This is a genomic window from Arthrobacter sp. M4, assembly GCF_020251205.1.
Taxonomy (GTDB): Bacteria; Actinomycetota; Actinomycetes; order Actinomycetales; family Micrococcaceae; genus Arthrobacter.
In genome coordinates, this window is the sequence record NZ_JAIWYX010000016.1 from 20,050 (window position 1) to 45,408 (window position 25,359).

General features: G+C 64.9%; 23 protein-coding genes. 15 read left to right on the top strand and 8 right to left on the bottom strand.

Going from position 1 to position 25,359, the window contains the following annotated elements; genetic code table 11:
• Positions 1-49 precede the first annotated feature (49 nt).
• Genes LD110_RS19600 through LD110_RS19615 form a run of 4 tightly spaced genes read left to right on the top strand, consistent with a single transcriptional unit; the run spans position 50 to position 5,252 of the window.
• A complete protein-coding gene (locus LD110_RS19600; RefSeq protein WP_225501347.1) occupies positions 50-1,486 on the top strand; it encodes an NAD-dependent malic enzyme in 1,437 nt (478 codons plus the stop codon).
• A 12-nt stretch (positions 1,487-1,498) separates the two neighbouring features.
• Positions 1,499-3,097: a malate synthase A gene (gene aceB / locus LD110_RS19605; protein WP_225501348.1), complete on the top strand. Its 1,599-nt coding sequence runs from the start codon at positions 1,499-1,501 to the stop codon at positions 3,095-3,097.
• Between the two features lie 6 nt (positions 3,098-3,103).
• Complete coding sequence (locus tag LD110_RS19610; protein ID WP_225501349.1) at positions 3,104-4,411, top strand: aldolase; 1,308 nt, start codon at positions 3,104-3,106, stop codon at positions 4,409-4,411.
• A 28-nt stretch (positions 4,412-4,439) separates the two neighbouring features.
• Complete coding sequence (locus LD110_RS19615; protein ID WP_225501351.1) at positions 4,440-5,252, top strand: bifunctional allantoicase/(S)-ureidoglycine aminohydrolase; 813 nt, start codon at positions 4,440-4,442, stop codon at positions 5,250-5,252.
• A 126-nt stretch (positions 5,253-5,378) separates the two neighbouring features.
• Here LD110_RS19615 and LD110_RS19620 read toward each other — a convergent pair whose 3' ends face one another.
• The 3 genes from LD110_RS19620 to LD110_RS19630 all read right to left on the bottom strand — a co-directional run bounded on the left by LD110_RS19620 (position 5,379) and on the right by LD110_RS19630 (position 7,212).
• Entirely contained in the window at positions 5,379-5,951 is a 573-nt protein-coding gene (locus tag LD110_RS19620; protein ID WP_225501353.1) for a dihydrofolate reductase family protein, read from the bottom strand.
• Between the two features lie 34 nt (positions 5,952-5,985).
• A complete protein-coding gene (locus LD110_RS19625; RefSeq protein ID WP_225501354.1) occupies positions 5,986-6,564 on the bottom strand; it encodes an adenylate kinase in 579 nt (192 codons plus the stop codon).
• Between the two features lie 348 nt (positions 6,565-6,912).
• Positions 6,913-7,212, bottom strand: a complete 300-nt coding sequence (locus LD110_RS19630; protein WP_225501356.1) for a hypothetical protein — start codon at positions 7,210-7,212, stop codon at positions 6,913-6,915.
• 194 nt (positions 7,213-7,406) lie between these two features.
• Here LD110_RS19630 and LD110_RS19635 point away from each other — a divergent pair, with 194 nt between their 5' ends.
• The 6 genes from LD110_RS19635 to LD110_RS19660 all read left to right on the top strand — a co-directional run bounded on the left by LD110_RS19635 (position 7,407) and on the right by LD110_RS19660 (position 13,065).
• Entirely contained in the window at positions 7,407-8,474 is a 1,068-nt protein-coding gene (locus LD110_RS19635) for a CHAD domain-containing protein (protein ID WP_225501358.1), read from the top strand.
• Between the two features lie 98 nt (positions 8,475-8,572).
• A complete protein-coding gene (locus LD110_RS19640; RefSeq protein ID WP_225501360.1) occupies positions 8,573-8,812 on the top strand; it encodes a hypothetical protein in 240 nt (79 codons plus the stop codon).
• The gene (locus tag LD110_RS19645) at positions 8,809-9,609 is read left to right on the top strand and encodes an SDR family oxidoreductase (protein ID WP_225501362.1); all 801 of its coding nucleotides are present in this window, start codon (positions 8,809-8,811) and stop codon (positions 9,607-9,609) included. The genes LD110_RS19640 and LD110_RS19645 overlap by 4 nt, the downstream gene beginning before the upstream one ends.
• 78 nt (positions 9,610-9,687) lie before the next feature.
• Entirely contained in the window at positions 9,688-10,749 is a 1,062-nt protein-coding gene (locus LD110_RS19650; RefSeq protein WP_225501363.1) for an App1 family protein, read from the top strand.
• Positions 10,750-10,887: 138 nt separating this feature from the next.
• A complete protein-coding gene (locus LD110_RS19655) occupies positions 10,888-12,114 on the top strand; it encodes a serine hydrolase (RefSeq protein WP_225501365.1) in 1,227 nt (408 codons plus the stop codon).
• Positions 12,115-12,306: 192 nt separating this feature from the next.
• Complete coding sequence (locus tag LD110_RS19660) at positions 12,307-13,065, top strand: GAF and ANTAR domain-containing protein (RefSeq protein WP_225501367.1); 759 nt, start codon at positions 12,307-12,309, stop codon at positions 13,063-13,065.
• 15 nt (positions 13,066-13,080) lie between these two features.
• On the opposite strand, the gene LD110_RS19665 is transcribed toward LD110_RS19660, so the two are convergent.
• Positions 13,081-14,853 carry a HAMP domain-containing sensor histidine kinase gene (locus tag LD110_RS19665; RefSeq protein WP_225501369.1) on the bottom strand — a complete coding sequence of 591 codons (1,773 nt, stop codon included), beginning with the start codon at positions 14,851-14,853 and terminating at the stop codon, positions 13,081-13,083.
• A gap of 240 nt (positions 14,854-15,093) precedes the next feature.
• Between LD110_RS19665 and LD110_RS19670 the strand changes: the two genes are divergently transcribed.
• The 3 genes from LD110_RS19670 to LD110_RS19680 all read left to right on the top strand — a co-directional run bounded on the left by LD110_RS19670 (position 15,094) and on the right by LD110_RS19680 (position 17,421).
• Positions 15,094-15,756, top strand: a complete 663-nt coding sequence (locus LD110_RS19670; protein ID WP_225501371.1) for a protein tyrosine phosphatase — start codon at positions 15,094-15,096, stop codon at positions 15,754-15,756.
• Positions 15,757-15,958: 202 nt separating this feature from the next.
• Entirely contained in the window at positions 15,959-16,513 is a 555-nt protein-coding gene (locus LD110_RS19675) for an RNA polymerase sigma factor (RefSeq protein ID WP_225501373.1), read from the top strand.
• A complete protein-coding gene (locus tag LD110_RS19680; RefSeq protein ID WP_225501376.1) occupies positions 16,510-17,421 on the top strand; it encodes a hypothetical protein in 912 nt (303 codons plus the stop codon). The genes LD110_RS19675 and LD110_RS19680 overlap by 4 nt, the downstream gene beginning before the upstream one ends.
• Here the strand turns inward: LD110_RS19680 and LD110_RS19685 are convergent.
• Complete coding sequence (locus LD110_RS19685; protein WP_225501378.1) at positions 17,418-18,290, bottom strand: NAD(P)-dependent oxidoreductase; 873 nt, start codon at positions 18,288-18,290, stop codon at positions 17,418-17,420. The two genes, LD110_RS19680 and LD110_RS19685, sit on opposite strands and share 4 nt — an antisense overlap.
• A gap of 271 nt (positions 18,291-18,561) precedes the next feature.
• On the opposite strand from LD110_RS19685, the gene LD110_RS19690 reads away from it, so the two are divergent.
• Together LD110_RS19690 and LD110_RS19695 are read left to right on the top strand one after the other, a co-directional pair.
• Positions 18,562-19,797 carry a glycosyltransferase gene (locus tag LD110_RS19690; RefSeq protein WP_225501379.1) on the top strand — a complete coding sequence of 412 codons (1,236 nt, stop codon included), beginning with the start codon at positions 18,562-18,564 and terminating at the stop codon, positions 19,795-19,797.
• A complete protein-coding gene (locus tag LD110_RS19695; protein ID WP_225501381.1) occupies positions 19,794-21,245 on the top strand; it encodes a lipopolysaccharide biosynthesis protein in 1,452 nt (483 codons plus the stop codon). Before LD110_RS19690 ends, LD110_RS19695 begins: the two co-directional genes overlap by 4 nt.
• Positions 21,246-21,371: 126 nt before the next feature.
• On the opposite strand, the gene LD110_RS19700 is transcribed toward LD110_RS19695, so the two are convergent.
• From LD110_RS19700 to LD110_RS19710, 3 genes are read right to left on the bottom strand one after another with little or no spacing between them, the layout of a single operon-like run.
• Entirely contained in the window at positions 21,372-22,385 is a 1,014-nt protein-coding gene (locus LD110_RS19700; protein WP_225501383.1) for a phosphotransferase, read from the bottom strand.
• Complete coding sequence (locus LD110_RS19705) at positions 22,372-24,501, bottom strand: hypothetical protein (protein ID WP_225501386.1); 2,130 nt, start codon at positions 24,499-24,501, stop codon at positions 22,372-22,374. Before LD110_RS19705 ends, LD110_RS19700 begins: the two co-directional genes overlap by 14 nt.
• Positions 24,479-25,345, bottom strand: coding sequence for a glycoside hydrolase family 16 protein (locus LD110_RS19710; RefSeq protein ID WP_225501388.1), 867 nt, complete (start codon positions 25,343-25,345; stop codon positions 24,479-24,481). Before LD110_RS19710 ends, LD110_RS19705 begins: the two co-directional genes overlap by 23 nt.
• Between the last annotated feature and the right edge of the window lie 14 nt (positions 25,346-25,359).

The window sequence follows — 25,359 nt, forward strand, 5'->3', positions numbered from 1 at the left end:
CCATAATACGAAAACATCTGACAGACCAGCACGACCAGGAGGACTTTCAATGGCGAATCCCAGCCCCGGAAACTCGATCACCCTGCGCGTCAGCGCGCCGTCGAGCTTCACCGCCACCAGCGAACTCGCTGCCGCCGTCGCCGCCGCCGGGGCGGCTGTCACCGCGCTGGACATCAGCGAATCCCACCATGACACCCTTGTTGTGGACGTCACCTGCAACACCACGGACGAGGAGCACGCCAACCGAGTCAAGGATGCCTTGAACGCGCTGGACGGTGTCACGGTTCAGCACGTTTCCGACCGCACCTTCCTGATGCACCTGGGCGGCAAGCTCGAAGTCGTCCCCAAAGTAGCCCTGCGCAATCGTGACGATCTCTCCCGCGCCTACACTCCCGGCGTCGCCCGCGTCTGCCTTGCCATCGCGGAGGACCCCGCCGCGGCCCGCAACCTGACCGTCAAGCGCAACACTATCGCCGTCGTCACCGATGGCTCCGCCGTGCTGGGCCTCGGCAACATCGGCCCGGCCGCGGCGCTGCCGGTGATGGAAGGCAAGGCCGCCCTGTTCAAGCAGTTCGCCAACGTCGATGCCTGGCCCGTCTGCCTGGACACCCAGGACACCGAGGAAATCATCAAGATCGTCAAAGCCCTGGCCCCCGTCTACGGCGGCGTCAACCTCGAGGACATCGCCGCCCCCCGCTGCTTCGAAATCGAAAACCGCCTGCGCAAGGAACTGGACATCCCGGTCTTCCACGACGACCAGCACGGCACCGCCATCGTGACGCTCGCCGCACTGGTCAATGCCCTTCGCGTTGTGGACAAGAAGCTCTCCGAGGTCAAGATCGTGGTCTCCGGCGTCGGCGCCGCGGGCTCGGCCATCATCCAGCTCCTCAAGGCCCAGGGCGCGCAGCACATCGTCGCGGCCGGCCGCTCCGGCGCGATCCACTCGGGTGAGAAGTACGACGACGAACACCGCACCTGGATTGCCGCCAACACCAACGAGGAAGGGTTCTCCGGAACGCTCCACGAAGCCCTCAAGGGTGCGGACGTCTTCATCGGCGTCAGCGCTCCGAACATCCTGGGCGAGGAGCAAGTAGCTTCCATGGCGGAGGACGCGATCGTGTTCGCCATGGCGAACCCGACTCCCGAGGTGGACCCGACCATCGCGTCCAAGCACGCCGCCGTCGTAGCCACCGGCCGCAGTGACTTCCCCAACCAGATCAACAACGTGCTGGCCTTCCCCGGCTTCTTCCGTGGCCTCCTGGACGCCGGAGCCTCGGACATCACGCCGGAAATGCTGGTGGCGGCCGCAGAGGCTATCGCCAAGCGCGTTGGGGATGATGAACTGAATGCGAGCTACATCATCCCGAGCGTCTTCGACCCCCACGTTGCGGGCGATGTTGCCGCGGCGGTGGCCGCAGCGGCCCACGCCAACGCAGCAGCCCAGTCGACCACCAGCACCGCGGCCCCCGCCGCCGGCAACCGCTAGGAAGGACACCCATTGGCTATCACAGTCACCGATCCCCGACCCGTTGAACGCGCAGAGGAGATCCTCACTCCTAAGGCCTTGGCGTTTATCGAGGAGCTTCACCGCCGCTTTGCCGGCACCCGTAACGAACTCCTTCAGGCCCGTGTCGCCAAGCGCCAGGAAGTGGCTCGAACCGGAAAACTGGATTTCCTGCCGGAGACCCAGGAGATTCGCGAGGGCGACTGGAAGGTCGCTGAGGCGCCGGCAGCCCTGCGCGACCGCCGGGTGGAGATGACCGGTCCCGCCAGCCCGGCCAAGATGGCCATCAACGCCCTGAACTCGGGCGCCAAGGTGTGGCTGGCCGACCTCGAAGACGCCAGCACCCCCACGTGGCACAACGTCATCGACGCCATCCTCAACCTCCGCGACGCTGCCCAGGGCACCCTCGCCTACACCTCCCCCGAGGGCAAGGAGTACCGGCTCCGCACGGACGCTCCCCTCGCCGTTGTGGTCGCCCGCCCGCGCGGCTGGCACATGGTTGAGCGGCACCTCCTGCTCGACGACGAACCCACCGTCGGTGCGCTGGTGGACTTCGGCCTGCACTTCTTCCACATCGCCAAGCAGCTCATCCTCAACGGCCAGGGCCCCTACTACTACCTGCCCAAGATGGAGAGCTACCTCGAGGCACGCCTCTGGAACGACGTGTTCGTGTTCGCCCAGGACTACCTCGGCATTCGGCAGGGCACGATCCGCGCCACGATGCTGATTGAAACCATCCCGGCCGCCTTCCAGATGGACGAGTTCCTCTACGAGCTGCGCGACCACGCTTCCGGCCTCAATGCCGGCCGCTGGGACTACTTGTTCAGCATCATCAAGTACTTCCGCGACGCCGGCGAGGAGTTTGTACTCCCGGACCGTGCTTCCGTGTCCATGACGGCTCCGTTTATGCGTGCTTACACCGAGCTCCTGGTCAAGACCTGCCACAAGCGCGGCGCGTTCGCGATGGGTGGCATGGCCGCAGTGATTCCGAACCGTCGCCACCCCGAGGTCACGGAGGCTGCGTTCGAGAAGGTCCGCGCGGACAAGACCCGCGAAGCGAACGACGGCTTTGACGGTTCCTGGGTCGCACACCCGGACCTCGTCTCCACCTGCCGCGAAGTCTTCGATTCGGTGCTCGGCGACAAGCCCAACCAGCTGGACAAGCAGCGCCCCGAAGTGAACGTCACGGCCGAGCAGCTGATCGACGTCGCCTCCGCCGATGGCCAGGTCACCGAAGGTGGCCTCCGCCTGAACCTGTACGTCGCTGTCGCCTACACGGCCGTGTGGCTTTCCGGAAACGGCGCCGTGGCCATCCACAACCTCATGGAGGATGCCGCGACGGCGGAGATCTCCCGCTCGCAGGTCTGGCAGCAGATCCGCAACAAGGTGGTCCTGGCGGACACAGGCAACACCGTCACGCCGGAACTCGTGGAGCGCATCCTGGGCGAGGAAACCGAGCGTCTGCGCACCGAGGTGGGCGACGAGGCCTTCGCTAAGTACTACGCCCCGGCCAGCAAGCTCATTGGCGATATCTGCCTGTCCCAGGACTACACGGACTTCCTCACCACCCCGGCCTACGAACTGGTGGGCTGAGCCGTGGTGGCTGCATCCTTTTCCAACGACGACCTGGCGGCAATCGACGCCCAGCTCGCCGATACGGATCGCCTCCTGGACGCGAACTACCCCGGCGACGACGGCTCCCGCCAGCCCATCCACACGGTGTACGTGCCCGCGGACCGCTTTACGCCGTCGCTCGCGTCCGAGTGGGGCGCCCAGGCGGCCGCGACGGCGGACGCCCACGGCGGGCTGGAGCGGCTCGGCTCATTGCTGGGACTCGAGCCGGAACTGGCCGCCGCCGTCGCGCCCCGAGTGGCCGAGAAGCTAAGCGCAGAGCCGATCGAGGATCTCCGCCTGGACTTCGAAGACGGCTACGGCAACCGCGGCGATGAGGTGGAAGACGCCGACGCCGTTGCTGCCGCCACCGCCGTGGCCGCAGCGGTTTCGGAAGGCTCGGCACCGCCGTTCATCGGCATCCGCTTCAAGTGCTTCGAGGCACCGACGCGGGCACGTAGCCTCCGCACCCTGGACCTGTTCGTGTCCACCCTGGCGTCCGCAGGGGAGCTTCCGGCGGGGCTCGTCCTGACGTTGCCCAAGGTCACCACCACGGCACAGGTCAAGGCCATGGACTTCGCGGTGTCCCGCCTTGAGGAAGTCCACGGCTTGCCCGCTGGCCGGCTGCGTTTCGAAGTGCAGGTGGAAACACCGCAGCTGATCCTTGGGCCGGACGGTACGTCGCCAGTGGCGCAACTGCCGCACGTAGTGCCCGGCCGGATCAGCGCCCTGCACTACGGCACCTACGACTACAGTGCTTCCTTGCAGATCTCAGCTGAGTATCAGTCCATGGAGCACCCGGTGGCGGACTTCGCCAAGGAAGTGATGCAACTGGCCGTTGCGGGAACCGGCATCCGGCTCTCCGACGGCTCCACCAACATCGTCCCGGTAGGCGATGGTGTGGAGGATGCGTGGAAGCTGCATGGACGCTTGGTCCGCCGTTCGCTGGAACGCGGCTACTACCAGGGCTGGGATCTTCATCCGGCCCAGCTGCCGAGCCGCTTCACCGCTACCTACGCGTTCTATCGGCAGGGCCTGCCCGCGGCGGCGCTCCGGCTGCACAACTACGTGGAGCGCACCGAAGGTGCCGTAATGGACGAGCCGGCCACGGCAAGGGCCTTGGCAAACTTTGTGCTGCGGGGTGTCCAGTGCGGAGCCGTCGGTGCGGAGGAAGTCGCGGCGCTTGCCGGCGTCGACCTCGCCCAGCTGACCCTCCTGGCGCATCCGCGGCTGGCGCAATCCACGGGTCTGGCACAGTCCCACCCGCACGCGCCCCAGTCAGCATCCCGCAATTGATGTCCCACAACTGAAAAGGAGCCCAACGTTGAGCAACTATTTCTACCCCGAAGGCGGCCTGCCGCCGCAGACGCAGCTCCTGACCGACCGCGCCATCGTCAAGGAGGCCTACACGGTCATTCCCAAGGGCGTGCTGCGCGACATCGTCACGTCCAACCTCCCCGGCTGGGACAACACGAGGTCCTGGATCATTGCCCGCCCGATCGCGGGCTTCGCCACCACGTTCTCCCAGCTCATCGTTGAGGTGGGGCCCGGCGGAGGTTCCCGGAAGCCAGAGCCGGAGGCGGGCGTCGAGGGCGTCATCTTCCTGACCAAGGGCCAACTGGACCTGACCCTTGACGGCGAGCTGCACCACCTCGAAGAGGGCGGCTACGCCTACCTGGCTGCCGGCGCTGCGTGGTCGGTCAAGAACGACTCCAGCGGTATCGCGAGCTTCCAGTGGATCCGCAAGGCCTACGAGCCGCTGGAAGGGTACGAAGCGAAGTCCTTCGTCACCCGCGACCAGGACGTTGAACCGCGTCCGATGCCCGGGACCAACGGTGCCTGGGCCACCACGCGCTTCGTGGACCCGGACGACCTGGCGCACGACATGCACGTAAACATCGTGACATTCGAGCCGGGCGCGTCCATCCCGTTCGCGGAGACGCACGTTATGGAGCACGGCCTGTTTGTCTTGGAAGGCAAGGCCGTGTACCGCCTCAACGACGATTGGGTAGAGGTGGAGGCCGGCGACTTCATGTGGCTGCGTGCCTTCTGCCCACAGGCCTGCTACGCCGGTGGACCGGGGAAGTTCCGCTACCTGCTGTACAAGGACGTCAACCGGCAGATTCGACTCACCTAGGCTTTGCGCCGAAGTCGCCGGAAACGTGCCAGTTCGCTGGTCGGTTCCGGCGACTTCGCGCGTTCCCGGCGACTTCCCGCGTTCCCGGCCACTTCACGCGTTTCCGGCGACCTCGCCCGTTTGGGGCTAGTGGACCACGCTGTACACCAGTTCCACCAGGCCGGCGTCGTATGTTTGGGCGCTTTCCAGGTGCAGCAGTTCCGCGCCGGGATCCGAGGGGAACACCCCCACCCCGGCGCCGAGGGCAACCGGAAGCACAATAAGCCGCACTTCGTCCACCTCGTTGGCCGCGAAGAATGTGCCGGCCAGGCTGAGGCTGCCCCAGAGGACAACAGAACCTTGAGTCTGCGCCTTGATCCGCTGAATTGCTTCCACTGCGTCCCCGGATTCAACGGTCGAAGTTCCGATGTCTCCCCACGGCGCTGCGGTGAGGGTGCGAGTGAAGATGTGCCTCTTAAGACCATTCAGGGCGGGGGCGATGATCTCACCGTCGGACGCGGGCGTCGGCCAGTACTCCACGAACATCCGGTACGTCCTGGCGCCGAGGACCATCGCCTCCACCGAGTCGAGCCAGGCCAGCTGGCTGCGGTCGAACTCCGCCGTCCCGCCCTCAAGCTCCTCATAAAACCTGAACTCCCCGTCGACGTCGGCGGCGAAACCGTCTGCGGTGACAAACTCCTGCACGACCAGTCTTCCCATAACATCTCCCGTTTTGTCAGCGTTGCCGGATTAGTCAGCGTTCCAAAAGGCGTTCGACGGCGGCCACCGCCCGGTCAGTCACCTCAGCCGGAGTGCCGGAACCGTCGACGTCGGCAACGATCCCCCGTTCCGAGTAAAGGTCGACGACGGGGGCTGTCTCCGTGCGGTAAAGCTCCAGGCGACGGCGGATCACCTCTGCGGTGTCATCGCTCCGGCCCTGCTCCCGGGCTCGGTTGAGCATGCGGGCCGTGAGCTCGTCATCGTCCACAAGCAGCAGCACCACTCCATCGATGTGGTTGCCGCTCTCCGCCAACATGGCATCTAGGGCCTCCACCTGCGAGGTATTTCGCGGGTATCCGTCCAGCAGGAAGCCTCCATTGGCATCAGCATCAGCCAGCCGTTCACGCACCATGGCGTTGGTCACGTCATCCGGAACGAACTCGCCGCGGTCCAGGAATCGGGTGGCTTCGTCTCCCAGCTGCGTTTGCTCCCGGACGTTGGAGCGGAAGATGTCCCCCGTGGAGATGGCGGGGACGTTGAAGTGTGCGGCGATGTGCTCAGCCTGCGTTCCTTTGCCTGATCCCGGGGGACCGATGATTATCAGCCGCGTCAAGGCCGTGGTCCGTCGCAGCAGCTTTCAACCATGGTGCCCTCCGCCCTCGTCAGAAAGGTGTCAGCTGAGCACCCAATATCCCACATGGCGCGGCGAGAGTCAGCACCTCCGCGAGATGACAAATAGCGGCAATGTTCTTCAACGACATCGCCATCAATTGGCATCTCGCCAGTCAGCACCTCCGCGAGATGACAAATAGTGGCAATGTTCTTCAACGACATCGCCATCAATTGGCATCTCGCTTAGACAGGTGACCGGGAAATGCGATGGCGGCCCGGAAATCCGGACCGCCATTCGCGGCGCACGCCGTTCGCAAACGCACGCCGTCATGTCTGCACGCTGTTGCGGCTACTCCGATGGAGCAGCGGATTGCAGGTGCAGATGCCTGTGCTGCCTGGCCACACCGTTCTTGGCGTGTGTCCTGGAAATCGGAATGGAACTTTGACGCAGTGGGTCCTCGCGACGGTCATGGCTCAGGTCCCGGATCAGGCCCGTGCCTGCGATTTCACGAGTCTGAGCTACGCCCATTGCCGCAGCTTTTTTGGTGGGGAAAGTGACCGATACGGCCACGAGTGCGCCGGCTCCGTCCAGCAACCTCACCCGGTAGCCGCCCTCGGGGGCGTCTACGAGTTCAAAGATTCCAGCCATTGCATTTCCTCCTCGCCTCACACACAGTTACTTGGGCAACCCAGTTTTTCTTGGGGCAATAAAGCTCAGTTCCCCCAAGGAACTGATCCAATAATAAGTATACTTATGAGTAGCTTGAGTGGATAGTGCGGCGAACAATAACGGCCCGTGCGCTTAAGGGGTCGGCAGCAGCCACACGCTGAAAGGGGATCCCTGTGACAACCACCGGTGAAGCAATGCTCCTCTATGTGAAGGACCAAACGCAGGCGCTGCGGACGAACTCGCCCGGCGTCATCAACAATGATGCTGAGTCCGTCCATGATCTAAGGCTGGCCACGCGACGGCTCCGCTCCGCCCTGGCCTCCGCACGCAAACTTTTCGACCGCAACGAGGTGTCCAATCTGCGTGACGAGCTCAAGTGGCTGGGAGGCGTGCTTGGCGAAGCGAGGGACAGCCAGGTCATCCATGAACGTTTGGTGGACGCGATCTCCAACGAACCACCTGGCGCCGACAAGGACGCAATTGCCGAGCGCACCGAAGCCTGGTACAAGCGGAAATATTCCGCAGCCCATTCCGCGGCCGCGAAGGCTTTGGGCAGCCAGCGTTTCCGGGACCTCCTGGCGTCCCTCGACTCCTTCGCCGCTGCGCCGCCAGCGCCGAGCGATGCTGTTGCGGCGGATGACAAACGTGCCGCGAAGAAACTGGCCAAGGCGGCGAAGCCAGTCAAGAAGGGCTTCGCCAAGCTAGCCGCCAGGGAAGCCGCTCGGGTGAGGAAGACGGTCAAGGCTGTTCCGACGTCGAACGGCCCGGCCGGGCGGTCCGATCCTGACAATTCCTCCCGGGATAATTCCGAGCCGAATAATTCCGCGCCGGATAATTCCGCGCCGCAGAACTCCGCACGGGAGAACTCCGCGGGGACGAATTCCGCAGGACAAAATTCCACACGGAACGCACGGGACGACCGGGACAGGGGACTTCACGAAGTCCGAAAGGCGGCCAAGCGACTGAGGTATGTTGCTGAGGCCGCGATACCGCACGTGGGCAAGCCCGCAAAACGTGTGGAGCGCCGAGCCCACAACATCCAGAAGATGCTCGGGGTCCATCAGGATGCCGTGGTGGTGGGTTCGCTCCTGAAAGACGTAGGAATGAACAGTCTGCGAAGCGGGGAAAGCGCCTTCATCTACGGTCGCCTGCACGCCCGCGAAGAAGCCACCGCACGCGAATCCGACCGAGAGTTCCGGAAGTTCTGGAAGGGCCTCAAAAAGAAGCACCTCAAGATCTAGCGCCTGTACGCCGAAGCTATTGCGTCGGGCCCCGGGCGCTCCTAGCGTGAAAGGGTCCGTGCGCATCGAGCACCTCCTCGAGCAAAAGGAAACCACCCATGTCGCTGTACCAGCCCGACCCCGTTGAAATTTCCACCCGCATGCGGCCCGGCGAGTGGACAGAGGAAAGCCTCCAGGACCTCGTGTCGCTGTACGAGTTGAAAATCATGGAGATGGGTGCCCCGAAAGAAGCGGTCCTCACCGAGGTGGTCCGCGGAGACGACGGCTCCGTATCCGTCCGCGTCAGCTGGGCCGAGCCGGGTGAAGCCGGGAGTCCGGGCATGGAAACCGCCCCGTGAACCAATTCGTGCCGTCCAAGGCGATCGTCACAGGCTCCGACTCCGGGATCGGCCGGGCCACCGCCGTTGCCCTCGCCAAAGCCGGAATGGACATCGGCGTGACGTGGCACACGGACCACGCAGGCGCTGAGAAGACCGCGGACGAAGTGCGGCATTTCGGTCGAAAGGCGTTCGTCAGGCGGCTGGACACCACGGAAATCCCAGGCTGCGGCGCAGTCATCGACGGCCTTGCGGAGGAACTCGGCGGCCTGGATGTTTTTGTGAACAACGCGGGGGCCGGGGACGGAACCATGTTCCTGGACCTTGACGCGACGATATGGCGCAGGACGATGGACATCAACCTCAATGGCGCCTTCCAATGCATCCAGAGTGCTGCCCGCACGATGGTGAAGGCAGGCCGCGGCGGAAGGATCATCGCCGTCACGAGTGTCCATGAGACGCAGCCACGCGTGGGATCCGCTGCCTACGACGCCGCTAAGCACGGGCTCGGTGGCCTGATCAAGACAGTGGCGCTCGAGTTGGGCGAGTACGGCATCACCGCCAATTCCGTGGCGCCAGGCGAGATCGCGACGCCGATGACCGGTCACACTGACGACTTCGCCGAGGCCCGTGAACGTCCGGGCGTTCCGCTGGGCCGCGCGGGCTACGCCCGCGAGGTAGCGGCTGTGATCGCGTTCCTGGCCTCACCGGCGTCGAGTTATGTCACCGGAGCCTCATGGACTGTGGACGGCGGCATGCTGCAAATGGGGCCGCAGGCCGGCTCCCATTTACGCTCCCACGAATGGCGGCGAGCCTAGCTGGCTATCGGCGGCCTCAGCGCGTCACAGTTTCCGTCACGGCCAGCGTCGGCCGGATCGGCGTGGCAGAGTGGATCCATGGCTTCACCAGTGAAGGAAAAGCACTTGCCGGCGCGCCCCGCCCTGCGCACGGCCCACCGTCTGTCCGACTCGATCAACGCGGTCCGGACCCGGCTGGGATCGCGATGGAATTTTGTGCCCCAAACAGTCGCTTACCAGGGCTACGGTTCAACCACGTGGGTTCGGATCCTGGGTCGCGTGCTGCTGGCAAGCAAGCCCCTTCCCGGCAGCCATGCCGAACGAGCCGCCCGTTCCAACTCCCAGAACATCCGCGGTTGGCGCGCCTTCACCAGCGTTCCGGTACAGCACGTCGACGTCGACATTCGGATCGGCGATGCCAGCGTGCGGGTCCGTGCGGACCGCGGTGGCGTTGTGGACACCGTCGTCGAAGTGGAACTTACGCCGGGCTGGCACACTGCCGTGTTGCAGGCAGTAGGAACCGAACCGGCTGAGTCACGGGTATTCGTGGTAGCGCCCGACACCACATTCGGCATCCTGTCCGATATTGACGACACCGTGATGGTGACTGCCCTGCCGCGGCCCCTCCTGGCGTTGTGGAACACTTTTGTCCTCAACGAGCGGGCGCGCATGGCCACGCCAGGCATGTCGGTACTCCTCGACCGGCTTGTGGGCCAGCACCCCAACGCCCCGGTCATCTATCTGTCCACGGGCCCATGGAACGCGGCTCCCACCCTGGCCCGCTTCCTCACCCGGAATATGTATCCCACAGGCGCCCTTTTGCTGACCGATTGGGGCCTCACGCACGACCGCTGGTTCCGCAGTGGCCGGGAACACAAGCATCGGAACCTGGAGCGCCTGGTACAGGAGTTCCCAAACATCCGGTGGCTGCTGATCGGCGACAACGGCCAGCACGACGAGGAAATCTACGCCCAGTTCGCTCGGGACCACGGCAAGCACGTAGCCGCCATCGCCATCAGGCAACTATCAGTCAGTGAGTCCGTACTTGCCGGTGGCCATACGGACGGCGCCGAGCAAAGCGACGCGGCAGTTCCGTGGATCCATTCCCAGGACGGCGCCGGGATCGCCCGCCGCCTGAAAGAACTCGGCCTGCTCGACTGAGGCTCGCAGGGTAGATTTGTCCGCCAGCTAGGCCGTTGACGCTCCCCGGTACCAGGGGGAGCATCAAAAGTGTCGGCTGGCAGCATCGCAAGGCCGCCGGTTCCTGCCTCCCGACGCATTCGTGGAGGAGTCGCTTGGATGCCACGGGGACAACGCCCCGCTGCTGCCCTTCGGACGGCAATGACAGGCTTGCTGGTATTGGCTACCTGTCTTTCCGGCTGCGTTGCCGGGAACGATCCTGCACGTTCCGCATCGAGTGCCCGGGCGGCAATCCAGCCGCTCACTGCCCGCGAAACCTCGTCCTTGGACGGTTTCGCCCGCCGGCTGGCTGATACCGGGACCCTGGCTGTCGCCGTCGAAGTCCGGGCCTCCGGCCGCACCTGGGCAGGCGCGTACGGGCACCAAAATCTGGAGGCCCTCTCCCCTGCGCGGCCAGCGGACCGCTTCCCCATCGCGCGGCTGACGGAAACCATGGTGACGGTTTCGCTCCTGAAGCTCGTGGAGGAAGGCACGGTTGCCCTCGACGATCCCGTAGCGCGGCACCTGCCGGACTTCAACGACCTGGTCCACCCTCCGGAAGCTGTCACCGTGCGGCAACTTGTCCAGCACACTGCCGGACTCCCGGAGTTCCTCACGCCCCTCCTTCGCGGAAAGTCGCTGAGCGAAGCCCTCTCTAAACGGATCAGTACCGAGGAAGCCCTTCGGCTGGCTGGCTCGGAGCCGTGGCGGACCACCATCATCCACACCTACCGCTATTCGACGTCCGACTATTTGGTCTTGTCCCGCATCGTCGAAAAATACCGGGGCAAGCCGATTTCCGATGTCCTGGATGCCGACATCTTCCAGCCGCTTGGCCTGCGGAGAACAGCGATCATGGGGTCTCCCGCCGCGGCACAGGGACCGCGGGACGTCCGCGGTTTCGCGCTCGACGGCGGCACGTTCCTGGACGTGACCCGCCCAGCTGTCCTCATTGGCTCGGGCGCCTCCGGCGCCGTCTCCAATGCCACTGAAGTCAACGACTTCTTTGCCGCTTTGCTGGGCGGCCGGCTTCTGCGCCCCGAAACGCTGAAAGACCTGAAAACAGGCAACCCGGCCTACGTTGGACTCGGCGTCACGCAGTGGAGCGACACCTGCGCCGGAGGCTATTACTACGGCCAATCGGGAGAGGTGTGGGGCTTCGGCGCAGTTTCCATGTCCAGCGCAGACGGAACACGCCAAGTTACGGTGTTGCTCGCCTACCCGCCGGCCCCTGTTCCCGACCCCTACGTGTCTACAGTCAGGCCGTTACTGGTGGAGGTTCAAGGGCGGGCCCAGGATGTCCTCAACGGACTCTGCCCTGGCGAACCCGTGCGTCGAATGCCCTAGCGGGCTCGGCCCAAGCCGCTCCCGCAACCCGCCGGGGAAGCATGCTCTGGTGCCGTGGCTTTTCGATACCCGCAAGTGTCATATGATTTTCCGGTACGGTTTAGCAGAGGGCCGTTGGACATCTCATCCTTCCGGCTCCTCGCTTGTCCCTGCGGCAGCGTGGGCTCCTTTTGCCGGCACGATCAGACCGAAATGAAACGGCAAGCAACCGTGGCCAGCCTCACGCACGCAAACGATTCGCCCAACAACGATCATCTACAGGAACTGGTACTCCAAAGCACCGATGTGGAGGATTTCCTCCACGAGCTCGCGCGCATGTCTTCACGCAATCTCTCGGAGCCGGATGACGTTGTGCTGTGCGGCATCACCCTCCTCAGGCACCGGAAGGCCGCCACCGTGGCCAGCAGTTCCGCGGAGGCGCAGGCCATGGACGAAATCCAGTACGCGGTGGGCGACGGCCCGTGCATGACGGCGTCGCGTGAGCAGGTTATGGTCCACATCCCGGACCTGGAGCAACACGACCGCTGGCCCCGATACGCAAAAACCATCCTGGACCACGGGGTGCGTTCCATCCTCGCCGTTCCATTCGCCTTGGAAGGCGAAACCCGCGCAGCCCTGAACTTCTACTCGCACAGGCCTGGACGCTTTGATGAAAAGGCCCGGGAACTGGCCCAGGACTTCGTTATGCAAACATCCACGGCGCTGAAGCTTGCCGTTCGTTTTGCCCATCACAACGAGGCGGCAGCAAACCTGCGCGCGGCCCTGGAGTCCCGGACGGCCATCGACGTCGCCGTAGGCATCATCATGGCGCAGAACCGGTGCAGCCAGGACGAGGCGTTCACCATCCTCAAGTCGGCTTCCAATTCCCGGAACATCAAGCTGCAGGACGTTGCGTCCGCCATCGTAGAGGCGCTGGGCCACGGCCCGGCAAAGACGCACTACGAGGAGTAGCCCATCTGCCCTGCGCTATTCGGCCATTACTTCCTGGTTAGCGGGAGCGGTGGGAATCGTGAAGGTTACCTTTGTGCCTTTGCCCGGGGTGCTCGTCAGCTCGATGGTGCCACCGTGGCCTTCGACGATTGTTTTGCTGATGGGAAGGCCCAGGCCCGCTCCGGGGATGGCCGTTTCCATGGCCCTGGAGGCACGGAAGAACTTGGTGAAGGCCTGTTCCTGCTCCTGGGCGTCCATGCCGATTCCGGAGTCGGCCACAGTGCATTCCAGGAAACCGTCTTCAACGTGCGCGGATACTCTTACCAGTCCGCCGTCCGGGGAGTACTTGATCGCGTTGGACAGCAGGTTGTCCAACACCTGGCCTATCCGGTTGGGGTCGAGTTTGGCTGGCAGCGGCCTGTCGGCGTCCAGGGCGAAGTGCACTCCGTTGGCGGCCGCGTGGGGTTTGGCGCTGCTCAGCGACCTGGCAACGATGTCCGCAAAGTCGGTGTCTTTGAGGTTCAGTTCCACGCCCCCGGAAGCCACCGAGAGCAGGTCGTTCACCAGGTTCAGCAAGCGTGTGGCGTTCCGTTCGATGACCTCAAGGCTGGCACGGGCTTGGTCGGGGTCGGGCTCGTCAAATGCCAACTCCAGGTAACCCAGGATCGACGTGAGCGGGGTTCGGAGTTCGTGCGAGATCGTGGCAACAAAATTGTCCTTGGCGCCCAAGGCGTTCACCAAGGCGGTCACGTCTGTGAAGGCGATGACCGATCCGGCGACGCTGCCGTCGTCGTCCTTGAGGGGCCGCGCCGTCCCGGAAAAGGCGCGCCGGTCACGACCGTTCCCGATCCAATACAACTCGTCCGAGAAGGCTTCGCCCCGGGCTGCCCGGCGGACAGGGTCAGTGCGCACGTCAATGGGTGTTTGGCCGTCCGCGAGGAACACCACTGAAGCTGCGTTGCCGCCGTCGGGCCCTGCATTAGCGCTGGTGCGTACGCTGCTCAGGCCCTTATTCCCGGCACGTCCTCTGTCCTCTGTCTGGCTACCCTTACCCTGGGAATCTGCGCCCTCCTCCGCGGCCCGCTCGCCTATTCGCGCCCGCTCAGCGAGCAGGCGCCTGTTGACCAGGACGTCATTGCCGTCGCTGTCCACAACCCAGACGCCAACGCTGACAGTCTCGACGACGGTGTCCAGGAGCCGCTGGCGCTCCCAGCTTTGCTGATACAGCTGCTGCAAATCCCGGTCCTTGCTTTCCAGCGTCTCGCGCTGCCTGACCACGCTCTTCGCCACGACGTGGGCTGTGAGTGCCACTGCACCGATGACAGTCGGCAAAACGATGACGTGCACCTGCTCACGAGGAGAGAGGGAGCCTCCTTCGAAAAGGAAGTGTGGAACAAGCGCAGTCACCACGGAGGACACAACAGCCAATAGCACCCGGACCCTGCTGGTGCTCACGGCGAGCCAGATCACTGGGAAAACGATGAGCAGGCCAACCACGGCCAGTTCAGAACCGCCGCGCTCGTACGTCGCCCCCAGGGCTAGGCAGTCCATGAGGGGAATCACCAGGAAACTGCCCTCCGGCAGCCTGTGCCATGGGACGGCCAGGGTGGCCACAAAGATCAGGATGTGCGGAACCAGGGTGAGGCGGAACGTCGGGTCGTCCATCGTTTCCGGAGTGAACCATTCCGTGACCGCCACGATGATCACCATGGTGATGGTCAGGGGCAGTTGGCACAGGACTACGCTGGAGCGCAGCCCAATACGCTGGAAATAACGCTCCAACGGCAGGAAAACTGAGGTATCTCGCACGTCAGGACCCCACCCCCGCAGCCTATACAAAGTCCAACCCAGGCCTCTTGAGAGGACCGACTGACGACAGCATAACTGCGCCGCCGGAGGTTGGCGACTACATCGGGCCCCAGGAAAGTTTCTCAGAAAATATTTACGGACCCGTGACTTTTCCGGGGAAGGCATCGATTACGACAGTGTAGGCCGCACCGGCGGCCAAGTTGTCCAAAGCTCTTAGAGACCGATTCCCTGGAGGGTCGAATGTCCTTTTTCACCGCGCTTGTCACCAGCAAAGTAGCTGCCGGAGCACTGGCCGCCGGCACGCTCGCAGTCGGTGGCACCACTGCTGCCGCCTACGCCGGTTCCCTTCCCGAGGCCCTGCAGCAGAGCGCCCACGACGTCATCGGTGCTCCTGCCCCCGCCGCTTCCGCAGCCAAGAAGGCAGCAGCCGAGGCTGTCGAGAAGGCTGAGCAGGCCAAGGCCGACGCACAGGACAAGGCCAACGAGGCAAAGGACTCCGTGGAAGGCGCCGTCAACGACGTCACCAAGGCACTGCCGACCGGCCCGGACCTGACCGGCCCCGCTGCTGTCGGTCTGTGCAACGCCGCTGCCAAGGGCGGCCTGGGCGCCGACTCCACTTCCTACAAGTCCCTGGTTGTCGCCGCCAAGGGTGCTGCAAACATCACCGTCTTCTGCCAGAACGTTGGCGTGCCGGGTGTTTCCGCCGATAAGGCTGCAGGCAACGTCTCCGTGAACGCCGATGTCAACGTCGACGCTGCCGTGAAGGGCAACGTCCCGGCTGCTCCGAAGCTGCCCTCCGATGTCCAGGTTCCCGAGCAGCCCAAGGTTCCGGCAGTCTCCGAACTCCCCTCCAAGGCCAAGGACTCCGCGTCCGAACTGCCGACTACGGCTCCGCGCCAGTAGTCCCCTTGATGGGGGTTTAGCCCCCACAGGGCCGGCCGGTGTCCGGCGCGAGAATCCCCCCTCCCGCGCTGGGCGCCGGCTGGCCCTTAAGGAACGGCCCAGGTGGACCGGGCACCAGACGGGCCAGGCACAAGATGAGCCAGGGCCGGAGGGGGCTACCAAAGAACCCGCAGCAGCGCTCTGCGGTAAGAACGGCGGTTGAGTGGAGACATTGACGGAGCGGACCACGGCTGCGGTAGACACCGCGGTCCCATCCTCGGCATTTGCCCAGGCGTACACCGAGCTCTCCCCTGCCGTCTTGGGCTACCTGCGGGCCCGCGGCGTCGATGATCCCGAGGCCGTCACCCAGGATGTTTTTATGGCCTTGTACCCTCGGATGTCATCCGTCACAGGAGGGTCCGCCGGGCTCCGAACCCTGGTCTTCAGCATTGCGCACGCCCGATCCGTCGATTTTCACCGCAGGCAGGGCAGGCAACCGAACACGGTCCAACACGACCCAGCCGCTGACCCGCGCGTCACCGAATCCGCGGAGGAGCAAGCCATTGCCCGTGGCGTGGGAGGCTACGCCCGGGAACTGCTGGAGTCCCTCAGCGAGGACCAGCGAGAAATCCTCACCCTGCGTGTGGTGGCCGACATGTCCCTTGAGGACACCGCCGCAGTCACGGGCAAGACCGTAGGAGCCGTCAAACAATTGCAGCGCCGGGCACTGACCGGGCTGCGCAACCGCCTCTCAAAGAAAGGCGAGGGAGAACGATGACCACCAGAAACGCATTTGGCGAAGCCGCTGCTGCCGACAGCCGTGCAGCTGACGACAGCCGCGCCATCGAAGCGTTGTTGGCCGGCAATGACCTGGACCACGAGGATGCCGCCGCTCTCCGCCCCGTCCTGTTGGAGCTCCGCGGCCTGATCGCAGAAGAACCTCCTGCCCCGTCGCCGGATCTGGCCGCACTACTTGAACTGCCCGACGGCGCCTGGCCGGGACTGCCCGACGCCGAGGCAGCCGCCGGCGAGCCGACAGCTGTTTTGGGCATCCACGCCTCCAGCCCCGCGCCAACTGCTGCCCTGGAAACTGCTGCCCTGGACACTGCTGCCCTCGACATGGAGGGAACGGCACGCGACGATGCGACCGTCGTCGACCTCGCCTCGCGGGACTTTACGGCCCGAAGGCTGGCACATCAGTCCAGGACTGCCCGCGCCTGGAAGCCGGGCCGCGCTGCCCTGACCGCGGCCGCCGTCGTGGTTTCCCTCGGAGCCGCGGCCGGTGCTGCGGCAGCCGCTGACGGCGATTTCCTGAATAAGACGGCTGACAACATCGCGGTAATCGTCGGAACACTGACGAATACCCGGCCTGCACCGCCTGCTCCGAAACCGCATGAGCAGCCAATCCAGCAGCCGGGCAACACCTATCCCGGCGACAGCAGGCCGTCCACTCCGTCAGGGCATCCGACTGAGTCTTCGACCCCGAGCCCCAGCGCTCCGGTCCCGGGGGTTGACTCGACAGTCACGAAAGTCCCCGGCCACGACAGGCTTCCCAAGCTTCCCGATCCCCCGCACGGCGGTGTTCCGCCGGTCCTGCCAACGGAACTGCCTGCGGTCCCAACCATCCCGGGCGGGGACCCCTTGAAGGGGGCTGGCGAGGGATCCCAGGCTCCGGGCAAAGGTTAGTCTTCGGTGGGCGTCGTCCGGTTGGAGTGGTAGGTCCGCCAGCTGTGCTCGGGCTGGTAGCCAAGGAGCCGCTTGGCCTTGTCGATGGAGAGCATTGTTTGGTGCTCACCCAGTTCCTTGACCACGCTCACGTTGGGGAAGACCTCGGCGGCCAATGACGCACTGGAACGGCCCATCACCGTGTCGTCTGCCGCGATAATGAACGTCTCGAAACCCGGCGTGGTGTACTCCAGCGCACGGGCAACGGCCTGCGCCCCGTCCCGGCCGTCGATGTAGCCCCACAGGTTCCACTTACGGGCCCTGGCGTCTGCGTCGAAGGAAGGGAAGGCGTCGTAGTCCTCCGAGTCCATCACGTTGGAGAATCGCAGCGCGGTGATGCTCAACTCAGGGTCCCAGCGCGTCAACTGGATGGCCATCTGCTCTTCGAGGTGCTTGACCAGGGAATAGGTACTCTCGGGTCGCGCCGCGTACTCTTCGTCCACGGGGATGTAGGGAGGGTCGACGTCGAACGGCAGTCCCAGCACCGTCTCGCTGGAGGCGTACACCACCTTTTTGATGCCGGCGCGTCGGGCCGCCTGGAACACGTTGTAAGTGGAGAGCATGTTGTTCTCGAAAATGGCGGCGTCCGGAGCCAAGCCCGGCGCAGGGATTGCCGCAAGGTGGACGATCGCATCAAAACCGGTGTGGCGGTCATCCAGGCCCAGGATCACGTCCAGCACCTGGCCATAGCTGCGCAGGTCCACGCTGACAAAACCGCGGCCTTTCTGCCCAACGCGGTCCAGGTTCAACACCTGATGCCCGTCCTGGGACAAGCGCCGGACCACGCTCCGGCCGAGCTTCCCGCTTCCGCCTGTTACTGCAATCCTCATGATGGCTCCTCTGATAGCTAGGGTCTGCGTTCCACCCTAGAAGCGGAAGGGTGCCGAAGACAGCCCCTAAGCATGGCCCAGCGGATCCTAGGCAGGGCTGCCGACCCTACGGACAACGTGGCTCCATGGGCGCCATGAACCCTGCTGATCAACCAGCAGACCGTCGCCACGCTGACCAGAATGCTGTCCCGGTCGCCGCCGGGCACACACCGGGCACACGCTGGGCACAACCGGGTTCCCCCTTGGGGAGCCCGGCCCTTACACTCATGCAATGAAGCTTCTGTATATTACAGAAAGCATGCCAACACGCGATCCGGTGCACGGCGACGGCAGCTCCATGATTCCCTTTGAGCTCCTGCACAACCTGCCGGAAGACGTTGCCGTGACCCTCCTGACGTACTCAGGACCGGCAGAGCTCGGCGCCGATGTCAGGGAATGCTGCGAAGCCGTTCGGATTCTCCCGCCACGGGCCCGAAACCTGGCCTTTGTCCGCTCCTTTTTCGGCCTGATCGGGCTTGGCAAGCAACAGCGGGCCACGCGGGAGGCAATGGCGGCCACCGCAGAACTCTCCGAACGCCATGACGCCACCCTGATCCACGGGCCGCATGCACTCGTCCTGGCGAGAAAGGTACGCGGTCCCCTAGTCCTGCAAACCGTGGATCCCTGGTCCATCAGGGCAGGCATGGACCGTGCCTTGGTTCCACTTCCCCTGCGGCCGGCATACCGCCTGCGCGAACTCGTGGCGCTACGGGCCGAGCGACGCCTCCCAGCACGGGCCAGGCTGCTCACGGTGGGCGCCCAGGACGCGGTCGAATGGTCCCGGCGCTTGAAGCGGGATGTCCGGAGCATACCCAACGGCGCCCACCACGCCGCGCGCCGCGGCCCCAGGCAGGGCAGTCCCGTGGTGTGCTTCGTTGGGAGCCTGAACTACGGGCCGAACATCGACAGCGTCAATGTCCTCATCGGCAAAATCGCGCCACGCGTCTGGGACAGGGTTCCAGACGCGAAGTTCGTGATCGCAGGCCGCCAGCCCGTGCCGGCAGTGCTGGAGCTGGCGGGCCCGTTGGTGGAAGTCCTCGCCAACGTTCCTTCAGTGGTGGACATTTTTCACAATGCCGATGTGGCCGTCTTCCCGGACGAGCACGGAGTAGGCATCCGAAACTCCGTCCGCGAAGCGCTGGCCGCGGGCACTCCAGTGGTGGCTACTCCCGTGGCCGCCAGGGAGCAGGAACCGCATCCACTGTTGTTCGTCGAGGAAGACACCGGGAAGCTCGTGGAACTGATTGTGGGTCAGCTGACTGGCCGCGCGGCCTTGCAGGGACAGGTAAGCGATCCAACAGGCGCTGAAGCAGTCCGACCCGTTACAGCCGTCCGACCCGTTACAGCCGTCCGACCCGTTACAGCCGTCCGAACCTGGCAGGACGTCGCGCAGGAATACGTTGAAGAGCTCAAGCTAGCCATCGCCGCCGACGGAAGTCCGGCGCTTCGTGGAACGTCCTCGGCATGACCTACGCACCGGGGGAACTTGCCCGGGCCGGTGCCCGGGGCGTGATGTGGCAAGGCCTCGCCTTCGCCTCAGGGAAGGCGATCGTCCTTCTCACCATCATCGTGCTGGCCAGGCTCCTTTCCCCGCACGAATACGGCTTGGTGGCGCTCGCCATTGTCCTTATGGCTTATGCGGAAACTGTGGCCGACGCCGGTGTTGCCCAGGCGCTGGTCTACCTGCCGCGCACCGCAGAGGTAGCCCGGTCCGCGCTGCTGATCTCTGTGGTCATTGGCGGGCTCCTGGCCTCGGGCGCAATCCTTGCCGCACCGTGGATCGCTGCCCTCTACAACCAGCCCGATGTAGCTCCCCTGGTGCGGGTCCTGGCCATTTCGGTACTTGCCACCTCCCTGGCAGCCGTCCCGGAAGCCATCCTCCGCCGCGACCTGTTATTCCGGCGTCTGACGGCCGCACCCGTCATCCGGGCAGCAGTCACGGGAGCGGTCGCTCTCAGCCTGGCCTTTGCCGGGTACGGCGCCTGGTCGCTGGCCATCGGAACCGCGGCCGGTTCCGTCGCCTACGCCGTCGCGTGCTGGCTATTGCTGCCCGGGCCGCCACCGTGGCAGATCTGGCGGGTTCGCAAGGACGCACTCCGGGCAAACCTGAGCTTCGGTGCGCCAACGGCCGGCAGTTCCCTGCTCGCCCGGCTGATCTTCGACGTCGACTACCTCATCATCGGCCTCTGGCTGGGTACCCAGGCCCTTGGCTATTACACGCTTGCCTTCCGCTTGCCGGAGATGGTGATCATCAACGTCTTCTTTGTGCTGTCAACGGTGATGTTCCCGCTCTACGCACAGGTGCGCAGCGAGCCGGAGCGGCTCCGCGTTGGCTACGTCAAGAGTGTGCAGTTGCAGTCCCTGTACGGCGTCACCGCCGGCGTGGGCCTCGCGGTGGTGGCGCCGGCGCTGGTGCCGTTGCTTTTCGGTGCTAAATGGTCCGACGCCGTGCTGCCGCTGGTCTTCCTGGCCTTGTACGCGGCGGCGCGATCCCTCGGCGCTGGCGCCAATGACGTCTACAAAGCCCTTGGCCGGCCAGGGCTGTCCATCGGAATCTCGCTGGCGCGGCTCGCGATTCTGGTACCTGCACTGCTCATTGCCGTTCGCTGGGGCATCGTCGGAGTTGCCGTTGCACAGTTGGCTGTCTCCGTGTTGTTCGCCCTCGGCATGCAGACAGTGGCCGCCAAAGTCATTGAGCTCAAGGCCCGCCAACTGCTGCGGGCAGTGTGGCCGGCCCTGGTGTGCGGGGCTGCCGTGGCGGCCACGGGGATTTGCGTTCTGGCCCTCCCGCTGCCGGGAATGCTTACGACGACGATCGTCACCGTGGTCTTGGGCGTCACCGTGGTCTACACCATCCTGCGCCTTGGCTTCCCCGCCCTGCACGACGAGCTGCTGCAGCTCGTACGGCGGCGCTGAACGCACCGTTGCTGCGGTGAGGCGCTGAGCACCGCTGCCGCTCAGGCGAGGCGCTGAGGGACGCTGCCGCTCAGGCGAGGCGCTGGAGGGACGCTGCCGCTCAGGCGAGGCGCCCGCCGTCGTACGTTAGCGCAACTCCCAGCTGTCCATGGCATGCCGCCACAGCCAGTAATCGCGGTCGGCCAACACAGCATCCCGCGTGTGCGCCTTGCCCTGCAGTGTAGCCGCCCCCGTCAAGCGATACGCGAGAGTGGCTGTTGAACGCGCCCACGTGGCAAGGACCAGCAACGGCAGCAGCTGGGGATCCACGCCACGAAGCTCCAAGTGGCTGCGCAGGGGTTGCAAGGCCCAGCCGCCACGGCCAAAAGCCTTGTCGAAGGCGACCAACTGCGGGATTCGTTCGTAGGCCTGTTCGTGCGATTCGCTCAAGTACTGGAGATAGAACACCAAATCATGGCCCGGGACGCCGTCGGTGCGGGACCGCTCCCAATCCACCACCTGCAATGTGCCGTTGGGACGGAGGAAGAGGTTTGGATGGCTCAGGTCGCCGTGTTCGACGACGGCGGGAAGCCTGGTGCCCTGCAGCGGTTCCAGCGCGTGGTGCGTTCGCTCCACCAGTCCGACGACCTCTGGTTCCATGGGCAGGAGCTCGACGAGGCGGCGGAGGGGCCCCACCACGGTGCGCTGGTACCAGTTCGAATTGGCTCCCGCTTCAGCCGTGCAGGGCAAAGCGTCAACGAAGTTGCTGCCTGCCTTCACGGCACGTTTCAGGTCCGCGGCAACGTGCCGTGGGTCCAGCGGGATTCCCCTCACCGCCGTTTCGATCAGGACCGTGTGATCGCCGACGTCGACAGTCGACACCACTTCGGGGATGCCCTGCTCAGCCCCCAGGCCCAACGCCTTGAGCCCGGCCATCACAGCGGCCTCGTGCCGCACGCTGAGATTGTCGCCCGGCTGGCGAGGAACCTTCACCACGAGGCGCGGCTCGCGGAAGCCCCGCGGAAAAATCAGGGCGACGAGGTGGCGGGACGTCACAAACCGCGGCGTCAGCAGGACGGTTTCCCAGTCCGCACCGATGTCATAGCGATAGAGGCCCAACTCCCAGTAGCGGTCGTGAAGGACGTCGTCAACGAAGTTCATAGCCTGTCCCTTCACCTGAAGGTTCGCCAGGCGTCGCCGGCCAGCGGCCAGTGACCATGCCCTCGGGGACGGCGAGCGCAAGCATCCCCCAAGCCATCACCAACCGGACAGCGACGGCCTTGGCCAGTCCGAAGCGCACGTCCGCGTGCAGCGCCAAGGTGTCCCTTACAGCGGTCGACGACGTCACCGGCACCAGCCGCGCGGTGCGTTCGAGATTCGGTGCACTCCAGTACACAGCTACGTCCCGGAAACCCTTGCCCATGAGCTCGCGCTGCCAGCCTGCGAGTGTCCTGGGTCCGGTGCGGGCCAGCAGCGAGCGTCGCACCTGCGCGCACACCCAGCCACCGGGCAGTAGCGCTGCAACGGCAGCGTCGACGTCGCGACGGTCGGGGCTGGAAAGAAAAACGACATCGGCGCGAAGGACCGCATCGCCGCGCGGAACCGGACTGCCACCTCCCCGGAGCCCGCTGAACGTGGGCGGCCGAACCGGGAACGCATCCGGGTCCAGCAGCCGAAGGGCAGATACCTGCTCGTTCCCGAGCATGCCGCCGTAGCCCACCCGACCAGGTTGGAGGGTTGGCAACAGGAAACGCCAGTCGAGGCGTCGCCACAGGTGGAGCGGCAGTAAGTCTGGGTCTACAGACTCGGGTTGCGCGCCGGGGCCCTCCCGGTGGGCATGTTCAAGCGTGTGAAGGCCATGGCGAGCAAGACTGTGCCAGACAGTGTCCAAGGCGCGTCCTTGCGCGCTAGGTCCCTCCAGGCGGTGGCCCTCCTGCCGGTGGACCTGCTCCCGGTGGGCATGTTCAAGCGTGTGAAGGCCATGGCGAGCAAGACTGTGCCAGACAGTGTCCATGGCGCGGCGACGGACCGCATCCAGGGGCTGGTCGCCGTCGAGCACGGCAGCACCGGGGAGCCGTTCGGCGAGCTCGAGGTAGCCGCGCCGCCACCCCTCAAGGACGTCCGGCGAATGCTCGCCTTTCCGGGCGAACATCACGTCCCCGGGGACGTCGAGGACAAGCAGGACATCGGGCGCCGGTCCCACGGCCAGGGCCAGCGCGTCGGTTGCCCTGGCAACAGCTCCTGAAAGCCCGGAGCCACGTGCACTGGGCAACAGTGCATCGTAGGCCACACGGTCCAGGAAGACCAAGCGTCCCAACGCCCGGTGGTAGCGGACAGCCAGTCCGCCCCGGAGAATGCGGAACACCTTCTTTGCAAGGCGCCAACCCGGGAGGCGGCCAAACACGGGATCCCAGCGACCCGAGCCCCACAGGCCCATGTAGACGTAGCGGCTGGGTAGTGGGCACTCGGCGCCAAGGCCCTGCAGAAGGGTGGTCTTTCCGGCTCCGTCAGGGGCCATCACGCCAACCGTTGTCCCCCTGCCCAGCCGGGCGCCAAGGAGCCGGAGCGCCCTGTTCGTTAGCGCGGAAGTTGTGGCACGCCAAGGTGCTCCGTTAGAGGGTCCCCCGGCCCACGCGCTCCGCATGTGAGCCGCCATTCCGGGAATGGCTTCGAAGCTGCTGGTGCGGATCAGGTCCAGGAGTTGTGACGCCGTTTCGCACCCGACAGCCACGTCTAGGGCCTTCGCGATCACATCGTCGGCAGATGCCATGGCGGCGGCACTCCGGGCGATCTCCTCGCGTTGAGGCTGGATCTCCCCCTTGTCCAGCACGAGATGGAGGAGCTGCAGCCAGGCCTTGTCCGGAAGGGCTGGAAGCCACAAGGAACCACTTCGCACCCGCCTGTCGAGGCATCCGGGCGCCAACGTGGATCGCAACTGCTGGTAGGGACCAAAGGCGATCTCGGTGACGATGTCCAGCTTCAGCCAGAGGTCGTCAGGCGTCGAGTAGTGGAAGTAGAAGCGATGGCTGCCGTGGCCAGCAGCCCGGACTCGGCAAAACCCTTCACCGTCGAGCAGGCCGTCCAGCACCGTGAGCTGCCGCGCGGCCACCAGAAGATCCACGTCCCCCGAGGGCCGAAGGAGATCGCCCTCACCTCGCAGGAGGGCCCATTCCACGCCACCACGGTCCAGAGCCTCAAACACCGTGAGGAGGGCGGGATGGATAGCGAATCCTTGGCCTTCCGACTTCGCGGGATTATCCAACGGGTTCGTAGGCATACTGCACTGCCCAATCGATTTGTAAATGCCCGGAAACCTCAGGAGCCGGAAGCGAAGGATCCGTTCCGTCCATGGTTTCCGCCTGTAGGGTCCACCTGAGTTTCCGGAAGGGGACTCCTGTACGGTCCGTCGTTTGGCTAACCAACTGTCCATCCCAGAAGAACTTGACGCTTCCGGGTGTCCATTCGGTGGTGGCAATATGCCAGTCCGTCATGTCGGTTGGCGCGTAGATACGGCTGGGCGGATCGAATCTCATCCCGCCGTTCTCCAGGGATCCGTTGATGGCCGAGGCAGCGTAGGCGCTTCCATCCAGCCCACCCTCGGGCCAGTCGACTTCACCGTCGCCCCAGCTATCGCTGGTGGGCCACAGCATGAAGGCGATTTTATAGCCGGGCATGGAATCGGCCCGGAACCGGACGGAATATCGCCCGAATTTCTGTCCGCTGTAGCCAAACGGAATCACGCTGGCCACCCTGGGAACAGCGTCTTCCGTGTGCAGGAAATAGTCGAGCTTCCCGTCCTCAACAGAAAGAACCATGTCCGGCGAGTAGATGCCTTTATTGCTGCTGTCTCGCAGGTCTGAATAGCCGCGCATATCCCGCCCGTAGATCCTGCCCACCAGGCCTTTTGCGGCGGGGGTGCTGAAGTCCTCCGCTCCGGTCTGGCGCCAACCAGGAAGGTCTCCGAGCGGCATCGAGGAGGAGTCCCGTGACGTGACGGCGAAGGACACAATACCCGCCAGGAGAAGGGCAATGGCGACGATACCCGCGGTCCGGGATCTCAAGATGGCCAGTGACCGTGGCTCTTTTTTCGGATCGGGTTCCACGTGTGATGCTGGGGTCATTTCCGTGCCGATCA